Raw genomic sequence first — 20,372 nt, 5'->3', positions numbered from 1 at the left:
CTTCATGCGCGAGACGTCAGTATTGAACTCGTTGTGGGGCGCAAAGCCGATTTCAGCTATGCGCGTGTCGACTCAAGGGGCGACGACGATCGGTGATTACCGTTTTAGCCTTTCCCTGATGGTCCAGGGCCAGCTGTTTGAGCGGTTTCTCGACCGTCAAGGAGAGCAGGCTCGCGAGTCTGGTTTTTTTGCCCGCTGTTTGTTGTGTGAACCGAGCTCCACGCAAGGCTCGCGATTTATGATTGCTGAGTTACCGACAAATGATGTTGGTGCCCAATACCATGCGCTTTATCTGAGTAACTTCCATCTGAAGGTTGAGAAATTGCTTGATTGTGCACGGTCACGCCGCGAGGCCGGGAAGCCGCGGGTATGTTTGACGCTTTCACCAGAAGCGCGTGCCAAATGGTTCGAGATGGCGAACCTCATCGAAGGTAAGATTGGTGTCATGGGCGTATGGCGCGAGTTCCGGGACTTTGCCTCGAAATTCATGGAGCATGTCTGGCGGATAGCCGCAGTCTTGCACACCTTTACGGCGAGCGGTCAGGTGATCTCTGACGTAACCATGCATGCCGCAATCCTGATCGTTGAGTGGTATTTCCAGCATTTCATCCAACAGTTTAAAGCGCGTTCAGTACCGGATGACATACACCAGGTGAATGAACTTGATCGCTGGCTGGGCGAGAACCTGCACCGCAGCGTGAACGGTGTCTTCCAGAAAAATGACGTTCGCCAACAGTGTCCAAATTGCATCCGCAATACAGCAAAACTTGATCGGGCATTAAATACGCTTGTTTTGCGCGGAGCTGTTGAGATATTCAGCGAAAAGGGAAAGGGGAAAAATAAACACTACATTACATATATCCAACCATATCAACGCCGGTTGGTAATCTAACTTCAGAGTGACCACATGAGAAAAGTCGACGGTATTCTCGGGCACTTTAACGAGAAAGTTGTGAGAAACCTCTCGGAATATAGATGGCGTTAAATTCGGTATATGTTATACCCCAAATAAACAAAATCAGAAACACCAAAAATATACCAAATTACAAGTGCATCCAAACACAAGCCATACACCGAGAAACATCTGCTCTCACAACACAAAAACAACCGAATTACCATATCCATTTAAATTGGCATATTGGTAATACATGACTAAATAATGGCATGGGGTAGTCTATGCCATTGCAAGGAGGTTTCATGGAATGTCCAAATTACAACAACCTGCTTAAGTTGGAATTTAATAACCTGCTAGCAGAAGCGCAGCGCTGTTATGGTGGGATATCTTCCCGCCACCTCAAAAAGAGCCTGGATGTGGTTCAATCGGCCATTGCCACATTTGGGCGAGTATTCGCTTTGCGCGTTGACCTTCGTTGTGCGAATGATGCAATTGACGAGCGATGTGATATGCCACTGTGCTTTCAGCGTAATGATCAAAAGGTGATCACCCGCTTTATAGCTGCACTGAACAGCCGCATTAAGGCAGACTTACAACGTAAAGGAAAGTCTGGTAAACCAGACTATCCATTGTATATCTGGGTCCGAGAGCGTGATACCAGCAAGTATGCACACTATCATCTGGTGTTGTTCTTCAATAAAGATATCTATGGATATTTGGGGTGCTATCAAAATTCGGATGGCGAGAATATGGGAACCAGGATACAGAAGGCTTGGTGGGGGGATTTTGTTTATATCGCGTCAATGATGTTACTTCCGCAATACAAGGTATCGGCAGCTGCGCGTGGTGGTATGGTGATGCCGTATTGGCTCGGGCCAAATGAGAGCGACTATTGGCGTAAATAAGGCTGTACCTGAGTTTGTGGTGGCGTGAAAGTGGGTTTATGGGAGGGGCGGGGCTTGCGTTTTCGCAAGCCCTGTTTTTTGTGGGGCAGGTCTAACGTACTGTTTTTGCACGATTTTTATCAAACCATTATGTGATTAGGTGGGAAATAATAGTTAATAACGGGCTGTCTGGGTGTGCTTCTGCGATATTTATTGGGCAAGGTATACGACGGGAGCCCACCGGGGGTGCCAGCATGCTGGGGCTGCGTAGCAATCGCGCTATCGGGTCAGTGTTTATTGAATTACCAAGGCAGTTTAGGGGTATAGGGGTAATTTCAATATCGACATCGAAGGGCACTCAGAAGGGCACTCAAGTTAAGCCTTGTTTAAACGCGGTAATTATATAAAACCAGAAAACCAGAGGTATTTCTAGTGAAAAAGACACTTATCGTCGCCATGGTATCGCAGGTGCTGTTTGCGGGCGTTGCTCACGCTGATGAAGGATGGAAGGAAGGTCCCTTTGATGGCAAGCTGGATTTCGCTGGCGTCATTGTGGACAAAACCCCAGCATGGGAATGGCAAATCCCGACGGACTCCCAAGAAAAAGCGAAGAAAGATTTCGACGTGGATGTCAAAGAAGCTTATCGCAGCAAAGACGATGATGAGAAATTGGTGTGGGACCTCGCAGCACGCGGCCCACTCCCCTTTCTGCAAGGTCGTCTAACCCCTCTGCTGAGTCACGGTCAAGTGGGCGTTACCCCTGAAATCACTGTCGCCGGTAACGTAGTCGACTGGGCAACCCCGGCTATGTCGATCACCATTGATGCAAACGGAAAAACCAAGAGTTCCGGCTCAGACACCCAAGGGCAGTTGTCCATGATATTTCATCTAGGCGCAGCAACCGCCTCCTATATCCCCGACGTGAGTGGCCGTCCACTGTTATCCCAGCGGTACGACTCCACATCCCGCGAGTCGATCACCGCCAAAAATCTCACCGACTTAGCCGCGGTACAGCAAAAACACCCCGGCGTCGAACTCAACGTATCAACCGGCTCATCCCCATATGAGGTGATCGCGGACGTATCCTCCCCAACCCGCGAAGATATCTCCGCGGCCGTTGCCACCGAGCTGACCCACTTCAAACTTACCTTTGCTCAGGCTGAGCTGCCGGAATCTTGGACTGCGTCCCTGCCGGTAACTGTGACCATGAAGTAAGTGCGTCAAAAAAGGTGTCTTGCCAATGATACCATCGGGTGAGGTAACTCATCGTACGAATTGCCCGCTGTTTGGCGGGCAATTTTCGTACTTGCTCTAAAAGCCGATTGAGTTTCCTGTGATGGTTGTGTTGCGCTCTGGGCGCAACGCTTTGGCAGCCTTGCTGGGTAAACCAAAAGCCCATCCAGTCAAATCCTTTGGCGATGTGGCCAATAAAGGTTTTATTTGGGTGTTGGCTAAAGCCAAGCGCTGCCAAGAAGCCATTGAGTTGTTTGACTGCGCGCTTTAAGTGCCACCGGGTTCTGGTCAGGATAATGAAATCATCCATGTACCGAATGTAATGACACTGGCTGTTTTGCGCGAAATAACAGTCGACGTGATAGAGGTGAAAGGCGGCCAATAAGGGGCTAAGGGATGAGCTGCGTGCGATGCCATGGTGAGGCGTATGAAAATTGCCGCCTTGCTCCACGCTGTAATGCAAAAATTGGCTTAGTAAATTCAGCACGGTACTCCTCCTTTTCCCATTCACGGTACTCCTCCTTTTCCCATTGTTGGCATTCTTGGTTGGATTTGGCACCTTCTGGCTGATGGGTCGCAGCAATACCCCCGCAGAAGAGTTGAAACGGGCTCTGGCGCAGCAGGAATTTATTCCATACCTGCAACCTGTGATGACCGGTGATGATGAGCGGTTGCATGGCTGTGAGGTGTTAATGCGCTGGCAGCACCCAAGGCAGGGGATGATCTCACCGGATCGTTTCATTTCGTTGGCAGAAGACAGCGGCCTGATTGTGCCTATGACCAGGCAGTTGATGGCCCAGGTACGTGACTATTTTTCCCCCCAAGTCAGTAAACTACCTGTTGGATTTCATTTCAGTTTCAATATTTGCGCCAGTCACTGTAAGGATCTCAGTCTGGTGGCCGATTGTCGGGCTTTTATCCACGCATTCAAGGATAACCCCATCAAGTTAGTGCTGGAGCTGACTGAGCGGGATCTGATTGTAGCGGATGAGGTAACCGACAAACTGTTTGCCGAACTTCACCAGTTGGGAGTGATGATCGCCATCGACGACTTTGGTACCGGTCACTCCAGCCTCACCTATCTGCAGCAGTTCCAGGTTGATGTACTCAAGATTGATCAGAGTTTTGTCGGCATGATAAGCACTGATGCACTCTCTAGCCACATTGTTGAAAACGTGATTGATCTAGCGAGCAGGCTGGACTTACAACTGGTGGCAGAGGGGGTCGAAAATCAGGCTCAAGCGGATTATCTGAAAGTGCGCAATGTTGACTACCTGCAAGGATATTTCTATGGGCGACCTGTCCCGATGAAGGAGTTCAGCAAGCGCTTGTAGATCGCCCATAAAAATTTAAGATAAAATAGTAAAATCATTACCGAATACAGCTCACACCATCGCGCTCAATCGGACCTCTTGGATCGAACCATATATGATCTGGAGTGGAGACTAAGAAGTAAGCGCCAAGTTTATGATCGGGCCCTCACCTGACTTCCTCATCTAAAATAAACGAGGCCATACCGATAGGGTGTGGCCTATTTATTTTCTGATTCAGTTGCTCAATTCATGACTACTCTCATCGCTAGCGAATGCTAAATATTCAGCAATAATCTGTCATATGGCAGAAGCTGCCTCTAATTGGATTGAGCCCCTGTGGCGCATCATCATCTCTCACGACCAGACCTAATGTTTTGGATTCTTGCATCCAAATGGTCAGGTCAACGCAAAGGCATCATGTTCGCCAATCCCAGCATGGGTCAGATTGGGCTGATGTTCTTGAGCATAATGAACTGAGTAACCGCTTCTATCTTGAATGTTTCTGAATAACGCTGAGGGGTCATAACACCTCCAATTGTTGTCTCATTTTAAGGCTGTGAGGTTTCTAGGGAACTGCGGCGATTCAAGAGGCGAACTCGGTAATGCCGCATCCAATATTGCCATTACCTCTTCCTTGCATCCCATCTCAATGGTTGCATGTACAGTTATTAGTTCTAGGTTAGGATTTGGCTCTTCTCGAAGACGAACAGCTACACTATCAAACGCATATTCTGGCCTTTGTAATAGTACACTATTGGCAAGCAAACTACTGACAACATATCTCCCAAGTTAAACCCAGCCAATCTAAGACTGCGCTGGGTCGGGAAACCATCATACTCCTAAATATTAAGCCTCTTTACTTGAGCATCTACATAACTGAGATGAGCACGCATTTCACTTTCTGCTAAATCAGGGTTATGTTGCGCCAAGGCATTAACAATACGGTAATGATGCTCATAACTTTGTTCTCTTAACTCCGATGACGATAATTTGCTACGAGCTTTAATAAGCCAGTTAATGAAACTTTCATACATGGAAGAAATAATCGGGGCTTTCAGGCAATCAATAATTGCTGAGTGGAAATTCACGTCGTTTTTTGCAAATAGAACAGGGTCATTTATCTCAGCTTTAGTTTTTTTTAGTATAATATGCAGCTGCTTAAGTTCAGCGTCAGAAATATTAATAGCAGCCTCTCTGACAATGGCGATTTCAAATAGTTGGCGAATACGTTCAAATTGTTGACGTTCATCATCTTGAGAAAGAAGTGATAATGCAATTCCTGATAGGTGTCCAGTAAATGTATGAATGCCAGGTGTTGATACCTTTGCTTTTTCACCACTATTTATTTCAGCCAAACCTTTCTGTTGGAGTTTTTGAAGGGCTTCTCGTACAGATGGTCGACCTACTTGGAACATTTCCATTAATTCGCGTTCGGATGGGAAATAGTCACCTTCTTGTAGAGACCCATTCGCAATCAACCGTTCCAATTCTTCACATACATGATCAGAAAGCTTCTGTTTTTTCAGCGGTTGTATGTGATGTACATCAAAATTCATACAATTAATCTCCCGATTATTGGGGGTTGCAGTTGTTGGAATGATGCGTTCTGGTGGTTCTGTGAGCGTCTTCACAGAACCCCTTGCTGGTATAACAGCATACTAGTTACACACCTTTGTCGCAATCTAACTTAAAGAGCAAGGAACAACGATGAACGTAGATCTACGTGGCCTATATGCTGCAACATTAACCCCTTTCATGGCAGATGAAACCATTAGTTTTGAGGATTTGGCTAGTCTCATCGAATATAACAATACTAGCGCTCTTGATGGCCTTTATGTCGGTGGTTCCACGGCTGAGGCCTTCCTGTGCTCCACTGAAGAACGGGTCGATCTGCTGCGCATGGTTGCTGAGTTAGCATCCGAGCGTTTGACTTTGATAGCCCACGTTGGCGACATCAGTACCCGTAAAAGCGAAACTATTGCTCGTGCTGCAGGCGACCTGCCATACCAAGCTATTAGTGCTGTGACTCCGTTCTACTACCCTGTCGGTTTCCAGGAGCTAAAGCGCCATTACTCCGATTTAATTCATGCAGCCGGAAAACCCATGGTCGTTTACAATTTCCCCGGGTTCTCCGGTTCCAACCTGTCTACCGCTCAGATTGCAGAACTGTTGGAGATCGACGGCGTCATAGCACTCAAACAAACCAGCGCGAATCTCTATCAGATGGAGCAGATCACTCGTGCCAAACCTGAGCACGTAGTTTTTAATGGATTTGATGAGATTCTTGCCTCTGGTCTGGTTGCTGGTGCACAAGGTGGTATTGGCTCAACCTACAACATTCAGGCCGACCGCATCGCGGCTATCAATACCGCCATCCGGTGTGGTGATGTTGAAAAAGCGCAGCGTCTGCAACGTGAAGCCAACGTAGTTATTGATGCTCTAGTGGAGGCTGGCGTTATCCCTGGTCTGAAGTATGTCCTGAAGGCCAAAGGTGTTCTCAAAAGTGATGTTTGTCGTCGCCCAATTAACGCAATCTCAAGTAAGAATAAGTCCAAGTTGGATGCACTGCTGAGGCAGGCCTATGTTAATCGGTTTGGACATCGGTGGCACCAAGATTGAAGGGGTTCTGATGAACCCCGAGCTTGAAATCCTTCGTCGTCTACGTGTTGATACACCAAAAACTGGTTATCAAGATTTTCTATGCCAAGTTCAAGAAGTAATTAATGAACTTAGCCAACTTCAGAAAATAAAGTCTATCGGGGTCGGTTGCTGTGGTTCAGTGGACTCCCGTACGGGGTTGATACAAGGTGCTAACATTGGTTATTTAAACGGCAATCCGTTCCTTAAGGATTCCAAAAGGAGTATTCTGTTCCAGTGGCTGTTTCCAATGATGCAAATTGCCTTGCTATTTCTGAGTACAGCTCTGGAGCAGCGAAGGAAGCCGTAGCATCCTGCCTCGCTGTTATCATAGGGACTGGGGTCGGTGGTGGAATAATTGTCAACGACACAGTAATAGAAGGTATCAATGGCTTAGGTGGAGAGATTGGCCATAATCCACTACCTGGGTTTAGTCCGGACATTGATGGTCCTCCAGTGAAATGTTATTGTGGCTCGATGAATTGTATTGAGTCATTCTGTTCCGGGACTGGTTTTGAAAGAACCTGGTCACAAAAATACCCCGCAATAAAGTCAAAAGAAATTTTCGAAAGAGCGGAACAAGGAGATTATTGTGCAATAACTCATGTTGAGTTGTACTGTGATCAGCTTGCCCGAGTTATTGCCTCTCTCGTAAATATAATTGACCCAGAAATTGTGGTATTGGGTGGGGGAATGTCAAATCAGGAAAGTATCTATCCGATACTTAATAAGCGTATAGGTTATTACACCTTTAGAAAGGGAGTAATAGTTTCTATAGTCCAAGCAAAAAATGGTGACAGCAGCGGAGTCATTGGTGCTGCAATATTGCCAGAAATAAAAGGTATCCTGTAATGAAAAAAATATCTATTATCGCTGCTGCATTAGCTGCTCTGACTTCCATTGGTGCTAACGCCCTTACCCTGCGTCTGGCTGATACAATGCCAAGTGGGTTACCAAACTCAGAGGGGGTGGCCTTCTTCGCTAAAAAGGTCAAAGAATACTCTAATGGAGAAATAGAAGTAAAAATTTTCGCAAATGGGATTTTGGGTTCCGAGCGCGAAAACGTTGAACAGCTTAATCAGGGGGCCTTAGACATGGCCCGTGTTGGTGCTGCTACTTTAGACAGTTTCACCCCAGCTGTTCAAGCTATCACTTTACCCTATATGTTTGAAACCACCGATCACCTAATCCGTTCAATGGATGGTAAAGCGGGTGAGTTGCTATTCGCGAATCTGGAAAAAGATGGTATCTATCCAATTAACTACATGGTGATTGGCCCACGCTCCTTCTATACCAAAAACAAACCGATAAATACCCCTGATGATCTCAAAGGTATGAAGATCCGTGTTATGAATTCTAAGATGGCAATGAAAACTGTCAAGCTAATGGGAGGAGCTCCGACTCCACTTCCTATGGGTGATGTATTCACTGCGATGGATCAAGGTGTTATTGATGGTGCAGAGAATGCTCCTCAATCTCTGATCGAGCACCGCCATGGTGAAGTTGCAAAATACTACTCCTTTGATGAACACTTTAATTACCCTGAGTTCATTTTGATTAGTAAAGTGGCTATGTCCAAGCTGACTCCAGAACAAATTAATATTCTTAAAAAGGCCGGTAAAGAAGCGACCGTTTATGAAATCGGTTTGGCAAAGGCCGCTATTGATGAATCAGTGAAACAATCAGAAGGCAGGGTAACATTCAATCAAGTTGATAAAGCGTTGTTCAAGGAAAAAGTCCAGCCTCTTTATGAAGAGGTAATTAAAGATAACCCAGGCGCTAAAGAAATGATCGAGTTGGTTCAGCAAGAAAAGTCATAATGAATGAGTAATGGGCTCATTCATGAGCCCATTTCAATTGAGATAAATCATGAAGAAAATTATTAATAAAATTATGGAAGTGATGCTGGGTTCAATATTCATCATCATGCTCTGTATGACTATCTGGCAAATTTTTTCCAGATTCATTCTTAATGACCCGAGTTCATTTACTGAAGAAATATTACGTTTTTCCATCATTTGGCTTGTTATTTTGGGTTCCAGTTATGCAACTCTGAATGATCTACATTTTGGTATGACACTTGTTAGTAACTCTCTAACAGGAATTAAGGAAAAAATTACTAAGCTTTTTACCCTTGTCGTTACTCTAGCTTTCAATATCGGTATTTTTGTTGTCGGTGGTTATATCACAGCGAAAAATAACATGGGGCAGACATCACCAATATTAGAACTGTCCATTGGGATGATCTATATGGTGTTTGTTATTTCAGGTGTAATGAGTGCAGTTATTATTATATTAAAAGTTATCGAAACGATTTTTAAAAAGGTAGAATGCTGATGGATATCGCTCAACAAGCAATTCTGATGCTCTTAGGGGTCTTCTTTGTTCTATTGATCTCTGGAACACCGATTGCAATCGTTATGGTTTTAGCGGCATTAGTATCTATTATGCCATTTATTCCACTTGACAGCTCTATTTTTATCGCCAGCCAAAAAATATTTGCAGGGCTGGATAGCTTCGCGCTTATTGCATTGCCATTTTTTATCTTTGCGGGGAATCTGATGAACCGCTCTGGAGTGGCAATCAAACTGATCGAGTTTTCCAAGCTGTTAGTTGGCTTCATTCCTGGGGCTCTAGCCCTGACCAACATCTTGGGGAACATGATTTTTGGTGCTATCAGTGGGTTGGCTATTGCCTCAGCAACTGCAATGGGAAGCACTCTTGGAAGTTATCAGCGAAAAGAAGGATATGACCCAGCATTTGCAGCAGCAACAAATATAGCATCTGCACCAACAGGTATGCTAATCCCACCATCAGGCCTATTTATTATCCTATCTTTAGTTTCAGGTTCTTCTATATCAGCCCTGTTCATGGCTGGCTATCTACCTGGAATATTGATGGGTATTGCCTGTATGTTGGTTGCAACCTACTACGCTAAAAAAAATAATTACCCAGTAACCAATTTTCCTGGATGGAAAGCTGCTGTACGAATTACTCTAGAAGCTATCCCAGTCTTAAGTATGGTAATTGTGGTAATGGGGGGGATATTGTCTGGAATTTTCACTGCAACTGAAGCAAGTGCTGTTGCATCGCTTTATTCCATAATTCTAGCCTTGTGCTACCGAAACAATACGATTCAGGATTACTGGCAAGTTGTTATTGATACAGTCCGTGGCTCTATACCTGTACTTTTCATGATTGCAGCTTCCGGTATTATGTCCTGGTCCTTTGCATTTACTGGTATTCCTGATCTGGTTAGTGAATTCTTGGGTGCTATACCAAACCCAATTTTGGTTCTACTATTGATTAATATCATGCTGCTATTTATCGGTACTTTCATGGATGCAGCTCCAGCAGTACTTATTTTTACACCTATTTTGTTACCGGTAGCAAAGGCTATGGGGATTGATCCAATCCATTTTGGTGTAATTATGGTATTGAACCTCAGTATAGGCATTATAACACCTCCTGTTGGCACTTTATTGTTTGCTGGTTCAGCCGTCGGTGGCGTTCCTGTCGAAGCTGTGATCAAAAAACTTATCCCATATTTCGTTGCACTCTTTGTGGTTCTGATGCTGGTGACTTTTATTCCTAGTCTCAGTATGTGGCTTCCGCAACTATTTGGTCTTGTTTAAGGATATGTATAAATGAAAAAATGTATAATTAAAGGTATCATCAACAAGATCTCTGAAAATATTCAGTATATCGGAACCGATAATCCAAAGATAGGTAACCCCGATTTTACTTGGAACTTCTGTGAGCCTGGGTATTGGGTGGCTGGTTTCTATGTAGGAGAGCTGTGGGCTGCATACATGCTGACAGGTGAGCAGAGATTCGCTAACCAAGCTCGTGCTCGTTATCCATTCTTTAAGAACTTATTAAATGAACCTGAGCTAATAAATCATGACTTAGGATTCTTGTTTAGTTTGTCTGCTGTTGCAGATTACAAATTGACGGGTAATACCGAAGCTCGTGAGCTTGGCTTACGCGCGGCTGAAGCACTCAGAGCACAGTTTCAGCAGGTAGGGGAATTCATTCAAGCATGGCCTCTTACAAAACATAATCTCGAAAGACGAAATGAACTTGCAGCTGGACGGATGTTAATTGATAGTTTCGAAAATATGGCGTTGTTATTTTGGGCTGCAGAAGAAACAGGTATAAAAAGCTTTTACAATGTAGCAAGAGCTCACTCTATAACAGCTGTGCGATATCTTATTAGAGATGATGGTTCTACTTTCCATACTTTTAAATTTGATCCTGCGACTCAAGCGCCTATATGTGGCGAAACTATGCAAGGCTATAGTGATGACTCGGCATGGTCTCGTGGTCATGCGTGGGCAATTCATGGATTGTCACAAATATATCGATATACCCATGAACAATTATTTTTGGATGCGGCTCGTGTTCTTGCCGACTACGCACTAGAACATTTGAATGATGATGGGCTCTGTCCATGGGACTATCTCGACCCGACTGAGGGGCGAACAATAATTGATTCGTCTGCTTGTGCAATTACATGTGCGGGCTTAGCTGCTTTGGGTGCCTTAGACCCTATCCACGGTTCTAGATATACCGAGGCCGCCACAGATTTATTTAATTCACTTACACAAAAATGTTCATTGTTAAATGAGCCCACGGCGCAGGGGTTATTAGATTACGGCGCATATTTTGTAAGGCGTGGAGATATACGAGCCATGCTTCCATATGGTGATTACTTTTATTTAGAGGCAGCTGTTCGCTTGCAAGGAAAACATGATCTGTTCTGGTAAGGAAGTGAAATGATTATTTCAGATATCAATCGATTAGATAATTTACCGCACCTGAGGACAGTGCTTCAGGATGTTATAAGTATAGATCTTATAAATTTATCAAGTGGAGAACATCTATTAGAGGGACAAGACCTATTTCTTAATCGAGTCTCAACAACAAGCCGAAAAATGACTGGGAGCAAATCTGAGATTCATCGGGATTATATAGATATACATCTATTACTTTCTGGAAAAGAAACTCTAGGTTATTGTGTGAAACCAGCAACAGAAGCGTTCATGAGTAACTCGGCATTTAATAATGATTGTGAGTTGGTAGAAGAGTTAGTTGATGAGCAATTTCTCACTCTTAATGAGAAACAGTTTGTTATATTCTATCCTGGTGTATGGCATCGTCCAATGTTAACTATCGATAAAATATCGCCTATAGAAAAAGTAGTCATTAAAATTCATAAAAACTATATTAAAAAGTAAGTGCGTTACATTAAATTATATAAAAGTAATCATCTGTTGGCATGGAATTAAGTGCCACCTGTAAAACATAATCTTATATATCATATCAACACGCAGACACTAATTATTACTTGCCTGGTGAGCTGACGTTTAATTATTTGAAAAAATACACTATCTACTCTACCCTACATTAAGGATAGCAAATGAATAAAAAAATATGCCTACTCACTCTTGGATGCATTAGTTTCGGTGCTCTTGCATCAAATGGTATAGGAAATCCAGAGCAAAGAGGAGAATGGATTTTTAAAAATGGAATGAGCAACTCTGAAGCCGATGTACCAAATTATGCCTGTTACAGAATACCTGCAATTGTAAAACTCAATAATGGTGAGCTACTTGCCTTTTCGGAAGCTCGTCAGAATAGTTGTTCTGACCATGATAAAAATATAGATATTGTTATGCGTAAAAGAGATCTTTCTGGAAATTGGGGGCCTGTCACTATTGTGGCGGATCATGGTGGAAAAGTAACTAGAAATCCAGCCCCAGTTGTCGATGACCAAGGGCGTATCCATCTCGTATATAATGTAAACTATGATGCTAACAATCCGGATAGCGAGGCAGCTATAAGTGAAAGTCTTATTAACCAAGATAACAATCGTTATCGAGCGAGTGTATATTATATTCGAAGTTCAGATAATGGAGAAAGTTGGACTGATTATTCTGCTACCCCACAAAATATAGATGCAACTGTACACCCATATTCGGATAAAAAAACCTATCAAGATGGACTCTGGTCGTGGTACGCGATGACTCCAGGTCATGCTTTAAAGCTTAAAAATGGAAATCTTTTTTTTCCAGCAAATCATGCTGAATACAAGCATGGTCTTCCTGATGGTATTTCAAGATACTATTCACATGCAATTACATTAGATCCGAAAAATGATCTATTTTCATTGAATGCTACTGTTGGGCCTGATACTAATGAAGTCATGGCTGAGCAATTAGACAATGGTTGGCTCTACATGAATATGCGTAATAACCATCGCTCGATTGGCGCATTTCGTGCTGTAACATACAGTAAAGATGGTGGTGAAAATTGGATGGGTACAGAATATGATCACATTCCAAAAACAGGGAGTAGTAATTTCTGGCGAGATATTGGGTATGATTCAACACTGATCTCACCGAAAGTTCAGTCTTCAATATTGCGTTACTCTTCAGATAAAGATGAAACTGGGGTCTCTCGTCTATTATTCTCTAACCCTGCTAATACGTCAGTTCGTAAAAATGGGACATTAAGGATAAGTTATGATGAGGGTAAAAGTTGGTCTCATGCTTTCCAGTATGAACCAGGGGCATCTCAATATAGTGATTTGGTTGTAAATAGAAACAACTCGATTGGCATTTTATATGAAAAAGGAAGTATAGCTCATGATGGAATTTATTATCTAGAGACTAACTTAGAGATGATTACAGGTTCAAAAGATGCCTATATTCCAACAGTTGTTAGCCAAAATTATTCTGATGGAAAAATTCCTAGTGTAAATTTAATTAGTGAGCCTCATCAATCAACTCTAGACCCTCAAGGCGATGACATAACAGTCGCAATAACCTTTGAATTAAGTGCTGACGCAGATGCCAAAAAGACACAGTTCTTGGCTCGTAAAGGTAATGCCTTATCACGTGATCCAGGTTGGGGGCTCTTTATTGAAAATGGAAATATTATATTTAGAACAGCAGATGATAACAAACGTTATGGTGTCAAAGCCACACTTCCTTCTCCTCTTGGTGTAGGAAAGCATACAGTTACGGTCTATATTAAGAGTTCTGTAGATGATCATGAAAGAACAATGAGAATGTTTTTTGATGGAGAACAAATGACTACAACTAAAATATATGAGGCATTGCCATTAGGCTCAGTTATCGCAACAAACAATCCACTTGTGATTGCTGGTTCAGATAATCATCATCCACTGAATGGGAAAATATTTGGGTATCAAGTATACGATATCAGCCTACGTGATGAAACCATTCGTAACTATGCAATTTCTTATTTGAAAGACTATGATTTTTCTAGTTTTTTCAATAACCCGGAGAATAATAACTTTGAGTTGTTCTTTAAAAATTAGGTTGATGTTAATTGCTAGTTGTTAAATTAGGCATGCACCATAACTAGCACTTATATTTTTAATGCTTATTTAAATTGTTTGATAAGTAAGCTCTAACCATAAATGATATAGATAGGTTTGTTTGTCGTATAAATACATATGTAGTTTTGTTTTTACCGATGAGTTGTGCAGGCCTATTTTACTGAGAATGAAAACCTATTGGTTTATTCATAGCAGTGCTCCATGGGATAGTTTTATCTATGGAGCGCTAGTTATTTATTAACGTAACTTTACCACTGCTCATCCCAGGCTGAGTCATGCTTATATTAACAGCTTTCTGTAGTGGTTTAATCATCCCAGACACTGTTTTAGGTGATACAGATCTGTACAGATCTAGTTATCACCTGACACCGGCCTCAAACCGGTGTCTTGTTTACGCTACTTTAGTGCGTACTTCCTTCGGTATCAATTTCAGACCCTTCTTGAACATACTGTAGGGGTTTGACCCTCCATCATCCTACCCTGATGTGGCGCTGGGTGTTGTAGTGCTATAGGTAGCTATCAAGGTCTGTATGGCTCTGCCCTGCCGACTCATACCAGGTCGTTCTCTCCTTGATACGGAAGTGTTCACCCAGCAAAGTTCGATGTAAAGCCGTTGCTCTGCGGCCAGCGCATCTTGCCGTAGATAAGCATGGCTTTGCGGGCAGAACTCCGGTGCAGAAGGATAAAGCTGTCATCACCGCAACGCGGTGACCAGAGGCACCATAAGGGGCGGCCACTGGTACGTGTAACCCGAGTGCATACCTATGCCTGGCTCTCACTGGCTGCCACAGGAGGGATGCCGGAAGCAGTGAAGGCCCATGACGAGCTGGAAGCGGTAATGAACAAGCCGGAAGTAAAGCAGGCCAGAAGGTGTCGGAGCACTGATTTGGCAAAATGACATCAACAGTCACGAAAAGCTAAAAAAAGAACATAGAGGAAAGCGGCCAAATGGCCGCTTTCCTCTTATGCGGTTGGTAAATTATCAGTCACAAATTTAGCCCAGGCATCCATCATGGGCCGACGTTGATCCAGCAAGTCAGTACGGTGGTATGCAGCTTCGACCTTGTTCTGAACTGTATGAGCTAACGCTCGTTCAGCGAGCTCCCGCGCATAGCCCTGCTCGCTGCACCAGTCTCGAAAGCTGGAACGAAAGCCATGAGCAGTTGCCATTCGGCTAGGAGTACAGCTCGCAGCTTTTGCTCTTCTCAGAAACATCGTCAGCACTGTGTCTGAGAGTGGTACCTGGTCTCTGGGAGAAGGGAATACCAACTCGTCATGTAATCCCCTTAACCCCTTCAGGATTTCGACGGCACGAAGAGATAACGGAACACGATGTTGTTGCTTGGCTTTCATACGCTCGGCTGGTAGGGTCCAGATCTTCGCTTCCAAGTCTACTTCTGACCACGTCATGGCTCTGACTTCACCTGAGCGGCATGCTGTCAGGATCAAGTACTCCAGCATTGAGCGGGTTACATCGTATTGTTGCGCTGTTCTCAGGTGTTTTTGCACAAATGCAGGGATATCACGCCAGGGCATCGCAGGCTGATGCTCTACTCGCACTGACTTGCTTGGCTGAGCCGGTAGTAAATGGTTCACCACATCCACAGGGTTTGCAGAGGTATAGCCATGAGCCCATGCCCAAGCCATAACGGCGTGTAGCCGCTGCTTAACACGGCTTGCTGTTTCCGGGATCGTCAGCCATATCGGTTGCAAAACGGAAGCGATATGGGCTGGGGTGATGGTATCAATGGAGATAGAGCCAATTGTAGGAAAGGCATATTGCTCCAATGTGGTAATCCATTGTTTACCGTGTTTGGGGTTCTTCCAGCCTGGTAACAAGCTTTCGTAAACCAGTCTGGCAGATGCTTCCAAGGTCGGGATCTTCGGCTTGTTCTGCTCCTGCCGCCGGACCTCTAGCGGATCCAAATTATTCGCCAGCTGTTCCCGCATTGCCTGTGCGTCTCGAGCTGCGTCGGCGATGGAGAGCTCGGGGTAAGTCCCGAGGCCAGCATTACGCCGTTTCTTCGTCAGTGGGCTGACATAGCGGAATACCCACTTACCTCTACCTTTGACGGTAGAAGGGTGTAGCGTCAAGCCTGTAACCCCACCGTGAGCAAGGGGTTTATCTTTCGGCTTGATGCTACGAGCTTTGGTATCGGTGAGGATCGCCATCAGGTAACCTCCTTGAGAATTGAATATGCCACACAGTATGCCACCAGGCATGCGCAGTGGTAATATGTGATTGGGATGGACTGGACAGTGTTTGTCTCTAATTTGCTGATAATAAATGGTTTATTGGATTGGTGTGGAGTTGATTGGACTTTGTTGCGGCGGGCACCTCCTCCGCCATTTATACCGAGCCTATGCAACCATGTTGCGTGGGCTTTTTGTTTGCCTGCAATTTGCCACTCCTCATAGATCTCAACACATTAGTCTTCTTCAACTCCTTTTTTGATCTTCTCACCTGCGGGCTCAACAGCTGCCACAAGATCACCTATCAACATCTAACCTCTGCGTTCCTGCGAGCATCCCTTCCCATTTCCTTATTGCCCCAAACAACAACGACCCAACGCAGCGACCACGGCTCCAGCATGTTGGTACCGCCAATAACCCCTCTTCGGAATACAGTCAGGGCCGGTTAACACAGTCATAGAAAAGCAGGGACTATGGAGCCGCGGCTTAAAAAGAGGGGACGGCTAACTCAGGAAGCCTAGACCCCAAGCTAGAGAGCATGACGTATAGGCGATCATGGGATTCACGGGTTATGGCGATGCCAGCCCTGCCATACAGAGCAATGGCTTTACATGAAGAAAGAGTAAAAGCGTAACATCAGGCTATTCGTTGAACAGAAAGACAACAGCGAGTAACAATAAAAACAGAAGAAAGGAATAAGTCAGGTCAAATATCAGACGATTCAATAAATTGCAGGCAATAAAAAACCCCGCTCGATGAGCGGGGTTTCTTGTATTGGGTGCCTGGCAGTGTCCTACTCTCGCATGGCGAATGCCACACTACCATCGGCGCTACCGCGTTTCACTTCTGAGTTCGGCATGGGATCAGGTGGTTCCACGGCGCTATGGCCGCCAGGCAAAATCTTCAATCTGAGAAAGCTGACGTGAGTAGTGATGTTGCGCTTGGCTTGTCACTATCACTGAATTAGTAGTTCTTCGATTTGCTACAAGCCTTAGAACACTTCTTGGGTGTTGTATGGTTAAGCCTCACGGGTAATTAGTATGGGTTAGCTCAACACGTCGCCGCGCTTACACACCCCACCTATCAACGTTGTGGTCTCCAACGGCCCTTTAGGACCCTCAAGGGGTCAGGGATGACTCATCTCAGGGCTCGCTTCCCGCTTAGATGCTTTCAGCGGTTATCGATTCCGAACTTAGCTACCGGGCAGTGCCACTGGCGTGACAACCCGAACACCAGAGGTTCGTTCACTCCGGTCCTCTCGTACTAGGAGCAACTCCCTTCAATCATCCAACGCCCACGGCAGATAGGGACCGAACTGTCTCACGACGTTCTGAACCCAGCTCGCGTACCACTTTAAATGGCGAACAGCCATACCCTTGGGACCGACTTCAGCCCCAGGATGTGATGAGCCGACATCGAGGTGCCAAACACCGCCGTCGATATGAACTCTTGGGCGGTATCAGCCTGTTATCCCCGGAGTACCTTTTATCCGTTGAGCGATGGCCCTTCCATTCAGAACCACCGGATCACTATGACCTACTTTCGTACCTGCTCGACCTGTCCGTCTCGCAGTTAAGCTGGCTTATGCCATTGCACTAACCTCCTGATGTCCGACCAGGATTAGCCAACCTTCGTGCTCCTCCGTTACTCTTTGGGAGGAGACCGCCCCAGTCAAACTACCCACCAGGCACTGTCCGCGAGCCCGATTCAGGGCCCTGCGTTAGAACATCAAACATACAAGGGTGGTATTTCAAGGACGGCTCCAGCGCAACTGGCGTCACGCCTTCAAAGCCTCCCACCTATCCTACACATGTAGGTTCAATGTTCAGTGCCAAGCTGTAGTAAAGGTTCACGGGGTCTTTCCGTCTAGCCGCGGGTACACCGCATCTTCACGGCGAATTCGATTTCACTGAGTCTCGGGTGGAGACAGCATGGCCATGGTTACACCATTCGTGCAGGTCGGAACTTACCCGACAAGGAATTTCGCTACCTTAGGACCGTTATAGTTACGGCCGCCGTTTACCGGGGCTTCGATCAAGAGCTTCGCTTGCGCTAACCCCATCAATTAACCTTCCGGCACCGGGCAGGTGTCACACCCTATACGTCCACTTTCGTGTTTGCAGAGTGCTGTGTTTTTGATAAACAGTCCCAGCCATCTGGTCACTGCGACTCCCGACAGCTCCATCCGCAAGGGACTTCACCATCAAGAGCGAACCTTCTCCCGAAGTTACGGTTCTATTTTGCCTAGTTCCTTCACCCGAGTTCTCTCAAGCGCCTTGGTATTCTCTACCCGACCACCTGTGTCGGTTTGGGGTACGATGACTTGTAATCTGAAGCTTAGAGGCTTTTCCTGGAAGCAGGGCATCAATGGCTTCCACACCGTAGTGTGTTCGTCTCGTGTCTCAGTGTTGTATCAGCGGATTTGCCTACCGATACCACCTACGCACTTTCACCAGGACAACCGTCGCCTGGCCCACCTAGCCTTCTCCGTCCCCCCATCGCAATTACAAGTCGTGCAGGAATATTAACCTGCTTCCCATCGACTACGCCTTTCGGCCTCGCCTTAGGGGTCGACTCACCCTGCCCCGATTAACGTTGGACAGGAACCCTTGGTCTTCCGGCGAGGAGGCTTTTCACCCCCTTTATCGTTACTTACGTCAGCATTCGCACTTCTGATATCTCCAGCATACCTCTCGATACACCTTCGCAGACTTACAGAACGCTCCCCTACCACTTGCACTAAGTGCAAATCCGCGGCTTCGGTGCCTAGTTTGAGCCCCGTTACATCTTACGCGCAGGCCGACTCGACTAGTGAGCTATTACGCTTTCTTTAAATGATGGCTGCTTCTAAGCCAACATCCTAGCTGTCTGAGCCTTCCCACATCGTTTCCCACTTAACCAGAACTTTGGGACCTTAGCCGGCGGTCTGGGTTGTTTCCCTCTTCACGACGGACGTTAGCACCCGCCGTGTGTCTCCCGGATAGTACTTACTGGTATTCGGAGTTTGCATGGGGTTGGTAAGTCGGGATGACCCCCTAGCCCAAACAGTGCTCTACCCCCAGTAGTATTCGTCCGAGGCGCTACCTAAATAGCTTTCGGGGAGAACCAGCTATCTCCGAGTTTGATTGGCCTTTCACCCCCAGCCACAGGTCATCCCCTAACTTTGCAACGTTAGTGGGTTCGGTCCTCCAGTTGATGTTACTCAACCTTCAACCTGCCCATGGCTAGATCACCCGGTTTCGGGTCTACACCTTGCAACTAGACGCCCAGTTAAGACTCGGTTTCCCTACGGCTCCCCTATACGGTTAACCTCGCTACAAAATGTAAGTCGCTGACCCATTATACAAAAGGTACGCAGTCACCCCGAAGGGCTCCCACTGCTTGTACGTACACGGTTTCAGGTTCTATTTCACTCCCCTCACAGGGGTTCTTTTCGCCTTTCCCTCACGGTACTGGTTCACTATCGGTCAGTCAGGAGTATTTAGCCTTGGAGGATGGTCCCCCCATATTCAGACAGGATGTCACGTGTCCCGCCCTACTCGATTTCACATCAAGGTTGTTTTCGTGTACGGGGCTATCACCCTGTATCGCCGGCCTTTCCAGGACCGTTCCACTAACTTCCAAGATGCTTAAGGGCTAATCCCCGTTCGCTCGCCGCTACTGAGGGAATCTCGGTTGATTTCTTTTCCTCGGGGTACTTAGATGTTTCAGTTCTCCCGGTTCGCCTCGTTACACTATGTATTCATGTAACGATACCCAAGTTATCTTGGGTGGGTTTCCCCATTCGGAAATCTGTGAGTAATAGCGTCTCTTACCGACTTCTCACAGCTTATCGCAGGTTAGTACGT

Annotated in this window: 13 protein-coding genes, 2 rRNA genes and 4 pseudogenes (1 of these 19 only partly in view); 13 read left to right on the top strand and 6 right to left on the bottom strand. The window is 45.6% G+C overall.

The genetic code is table 11. The features are described 5' to 3' along the window. The 3 genes from ACTG1K_RS24520 to ACTG1K_RS24510 form a co-directional block, all read left to right on the top strand. Positions 1-892 (top strand): DUF3987 domain-containing protein (locus ACTG1K_RS24520; RefSeq protein ID WP_440006927.1); only part of this gene is annotated, 892 nt, incomplete at its 5' end. 305 nt (positions 893-1,197) lie between these two features. Beyond that, a complete protein-coding gene (locus ACTG1K_RS24515) occupies positions 1,198-1,800 on the top strand; it encodes a YagK/YfjJ domain-containing protein (protein WP_440006925.1) in 603 nt (200 codons plus the stop codon). 411 nt (positions 1,801-2,211) lie between these two features. Continuing rightward, positions 2,212-2,994, top strand: a complete 783-nt coding sequence (locus tag ACTG1K_RS24510) for a hypothetical protein (protein WP_440006764.1) — start codon at positions 2,212-2,214, stop codon at positions 2,992-2,994. Here ACTG1K_RS24510 and ACTG1K_RS24505 read toward each other — a convergent pair. After that, positions 2,924-3,463 (bottom strand): reverse transcriptase domain-containing protein, encoded by a 540-nt coding sequence (locus ACTG1K_RS24505; protein WP_440006929.1) that lies wholly within the window; start codon positions 3,461-3,463, stop codon positions 2,924-2,926. The two genes, ACTG1K_RS24510 and ACTG1K_RS24505, sit on opposite strands and share 71 nt — an antisense overlap. Before the next feature lie 64 nt (positions 3,464-3,527). On the opposite strand from ACTG1K_RS24505, the pseudogene ACTG1K_RS24500 reads away from it, so the two are divergent. Further along, positions 3,528-4,346: pseudogene (locus ACTG1K_RS24500) on the top strand (EAL domain-containing protein); the annotation flags it as partial. A gap of 818 nt (positions 4,347-5,164) precedes the next feature. Here the strand turns inward: ACTG1K_RS24500 and ACTG1K_RS24495 are convergent. After that, positions 5,165-5,881 carry an FCD domain-containing protein gene (locus tag ACTG1K_RS24495; RefSeq protein ID WP_163148811.1) on the bottom strand — a complete coding sequence of 239 codons (717 nt, stop codon included), beginning with the start codon at positions 5,879-5,881 and terminating at the stop codon, positions 5,165-5,167. Positions 5,882-6,032: 151 nt separating this feature from the next. On the opposite strand from ACTG1K_RS24495, the gene ACTG1K_RS24490 reads away from it, so the two are divergent. The 8 genes and pseudogenes from ACTG1K_RS24490 (at position 6,033) to ACTG1K_RS24455 (ending at position 14,310) form a co-directional block, all read left to right on the top strand. Further along, a complete protein-coding gene (locus ACTG1K_RS24490) occupies positions 6,033-6,944 on the top strand; it encodes an N-acetylneuraminate lyase (protein ID WP_440006923.1) in 912 nt (303 codons plus the stop codon). Next, positions 6,907-7,814: pseudogene (locus ACTG1K_RS24485) on the top strand (ROK family protein). The gene ACTG1K_RS24490 and the pseudogene ACTG1K_RS24485 overlap by 38 nt, the downstream one beginning before the upstream one ends. After that, on the top strand, positions 7,814-8,782 hold the full coding sequence (locus tag ACTG1K_RS24480; protein ID WP_163148814.1) for a TRAP transporter substrate-binding protein: 969 nt from the start codon (positions 7,814-7,816) through the stop codon (positions 8,780-8,782). The pseudogene ACTG1K_RS24485 and the gene ACTG1K_RS24480 overlap by 1 nt, the downstream one beginning before the upstream one ends. A gap of 49 nt (positions 8,783-8,831) precedes the next feature. Beyond that, positions 8,832-9,299 (top strand): TRAP transporter small permease, encoded by a 468-nt coding sequence (locus ACTG1K_RS24475; RefSeq protein ID WP_440006772.1) that lies wholly within the window; start codon positions 8,832-8,834, stop codon positions 9,297-9,299. Continuing rightward, on the top strand, positions 9,299-10,597 hold the full coding sequence (locus tag ACTG1K_RS24470; RefSeq protein ID WP_440006921.1) for a TRAP transporter large permease: 1,299 nt from the start codon (positions 9,299-9,301) through the stop codon (positions 10,595-10,597). Before ACTG1K_RS24475 ends, ACTG1K_RS24470 begins: the two co-directional genes overlap by 1 nt. A gap of 12 nt (positions 10,598-10,609) precedes the next feature. Beyond that, positions 10,610-11,731: a hypothetical protein gene (locus ACTG1K_RS24465; RefSeq protein ID WP_440004670.1), complete on the top strand. Its 1,122-nt coding sequence runs from the start codon at positions 10,610-10,612 to the stop codon at positions 11,729-11,731. Between the two features lie 9 nt (positions 11,732-11,740). Next, positions 11,741-12,202: a YhcH/YjgK/YiaL family protein gene (locus tag ACTG1K_RS24460; RefSeq protein ID WP_425854221.1), complete on the top strand. Its 462-nt coding sequence runs from the start codon at positions 11,741-11,743 to the stop codon at positions 12,200-12,202. Between the two features lie 182 nt (positions 12,203-12,384). After that, a complete protein-coding gene (locus ACTG1K_RS24455; RefSeq protein WP_440004671.1) occupies positions 12,385-14,310 on the top strand; it encodes an exo-alpha-sialidase in 1,926 nt (641 codons plus the stop codon). A gap of 412 nt (positions 14,311-14,722) precedes the next feature. Here ACTG1K_RS24455 and ACTG1K_RS24450 read toward each other — a convergent pair. Then, a pseudogene (locus ACTG1K_RS24450) lies at positions 14,723-14,967 on the bottom strand (IS481 family transposase); the annotation flags it as partial. Between ACTG1K_RS24450 and ACTG1K_RS24445 the strand changes: the two are divergent. Next, positions 14,953-15,073 (top strand): annotated as a pseudogene (locus tag ACTG1K_RS24445) (IS5-like element ISAs34 family transposase); the annotation flags it as partial. The pseudogenes ACTG1K_RS24450 and ACTG1K_RS24445 sit on opposite strands and share 15 nt — an antisense overlap. A 221-nt stretch (positions 15,074-15,294) precedes the next feature. Here the strand turns inward: ACTG1K_RS24445 and ACTG1K_RS24440 are convergent. The 3 genes from ACTG1K_RS24440 to ACTG1K_RS24430 form a co-directional block, all read right to left on the bottom strand. Further along, positions 15,295-16,503: a tyrosine-type recombinase/integrase gene (locus ACTG1K_RS24440; RefSeq protein ID WP_440004672.1), complete on the bottom strand. Its 1,209-nt coding sequence runs from the start codon at positions 16,501-16,503 to the stop codon at positions 15,295-15,297. Between the two features lie 801 nt (positions 16,504-17,304). After that, positions 17,305-17,419, bottom strand: a 5S ribosomal RNA gene (gene rrf / locus ACTG1K_RS24435). Between the two features lie 119 nt (positions 17,420-17,538). Beyond that, positions 17,539-20,372, bottom strand: a 23S ribosomal RNA gene (locus tag ACTG1K_RS24430); it runs 55 nt beyond the window's last position.

The sequence above is a fragment of the Aeromonas sp. 102P genome, assembly GCF_051920345.1.
In the GTDB taxonomy this organism is placed as follows: domain Bacteria; phylum Pseudomonadota; class Gammaproteobacteria; order Enterobacterales; family Aeromonadaceae; genus Aeromonas; species Aeromonas veronii.
This window is presented reverse-complemented; position numbering and strand designations above follow the sequence as displayed.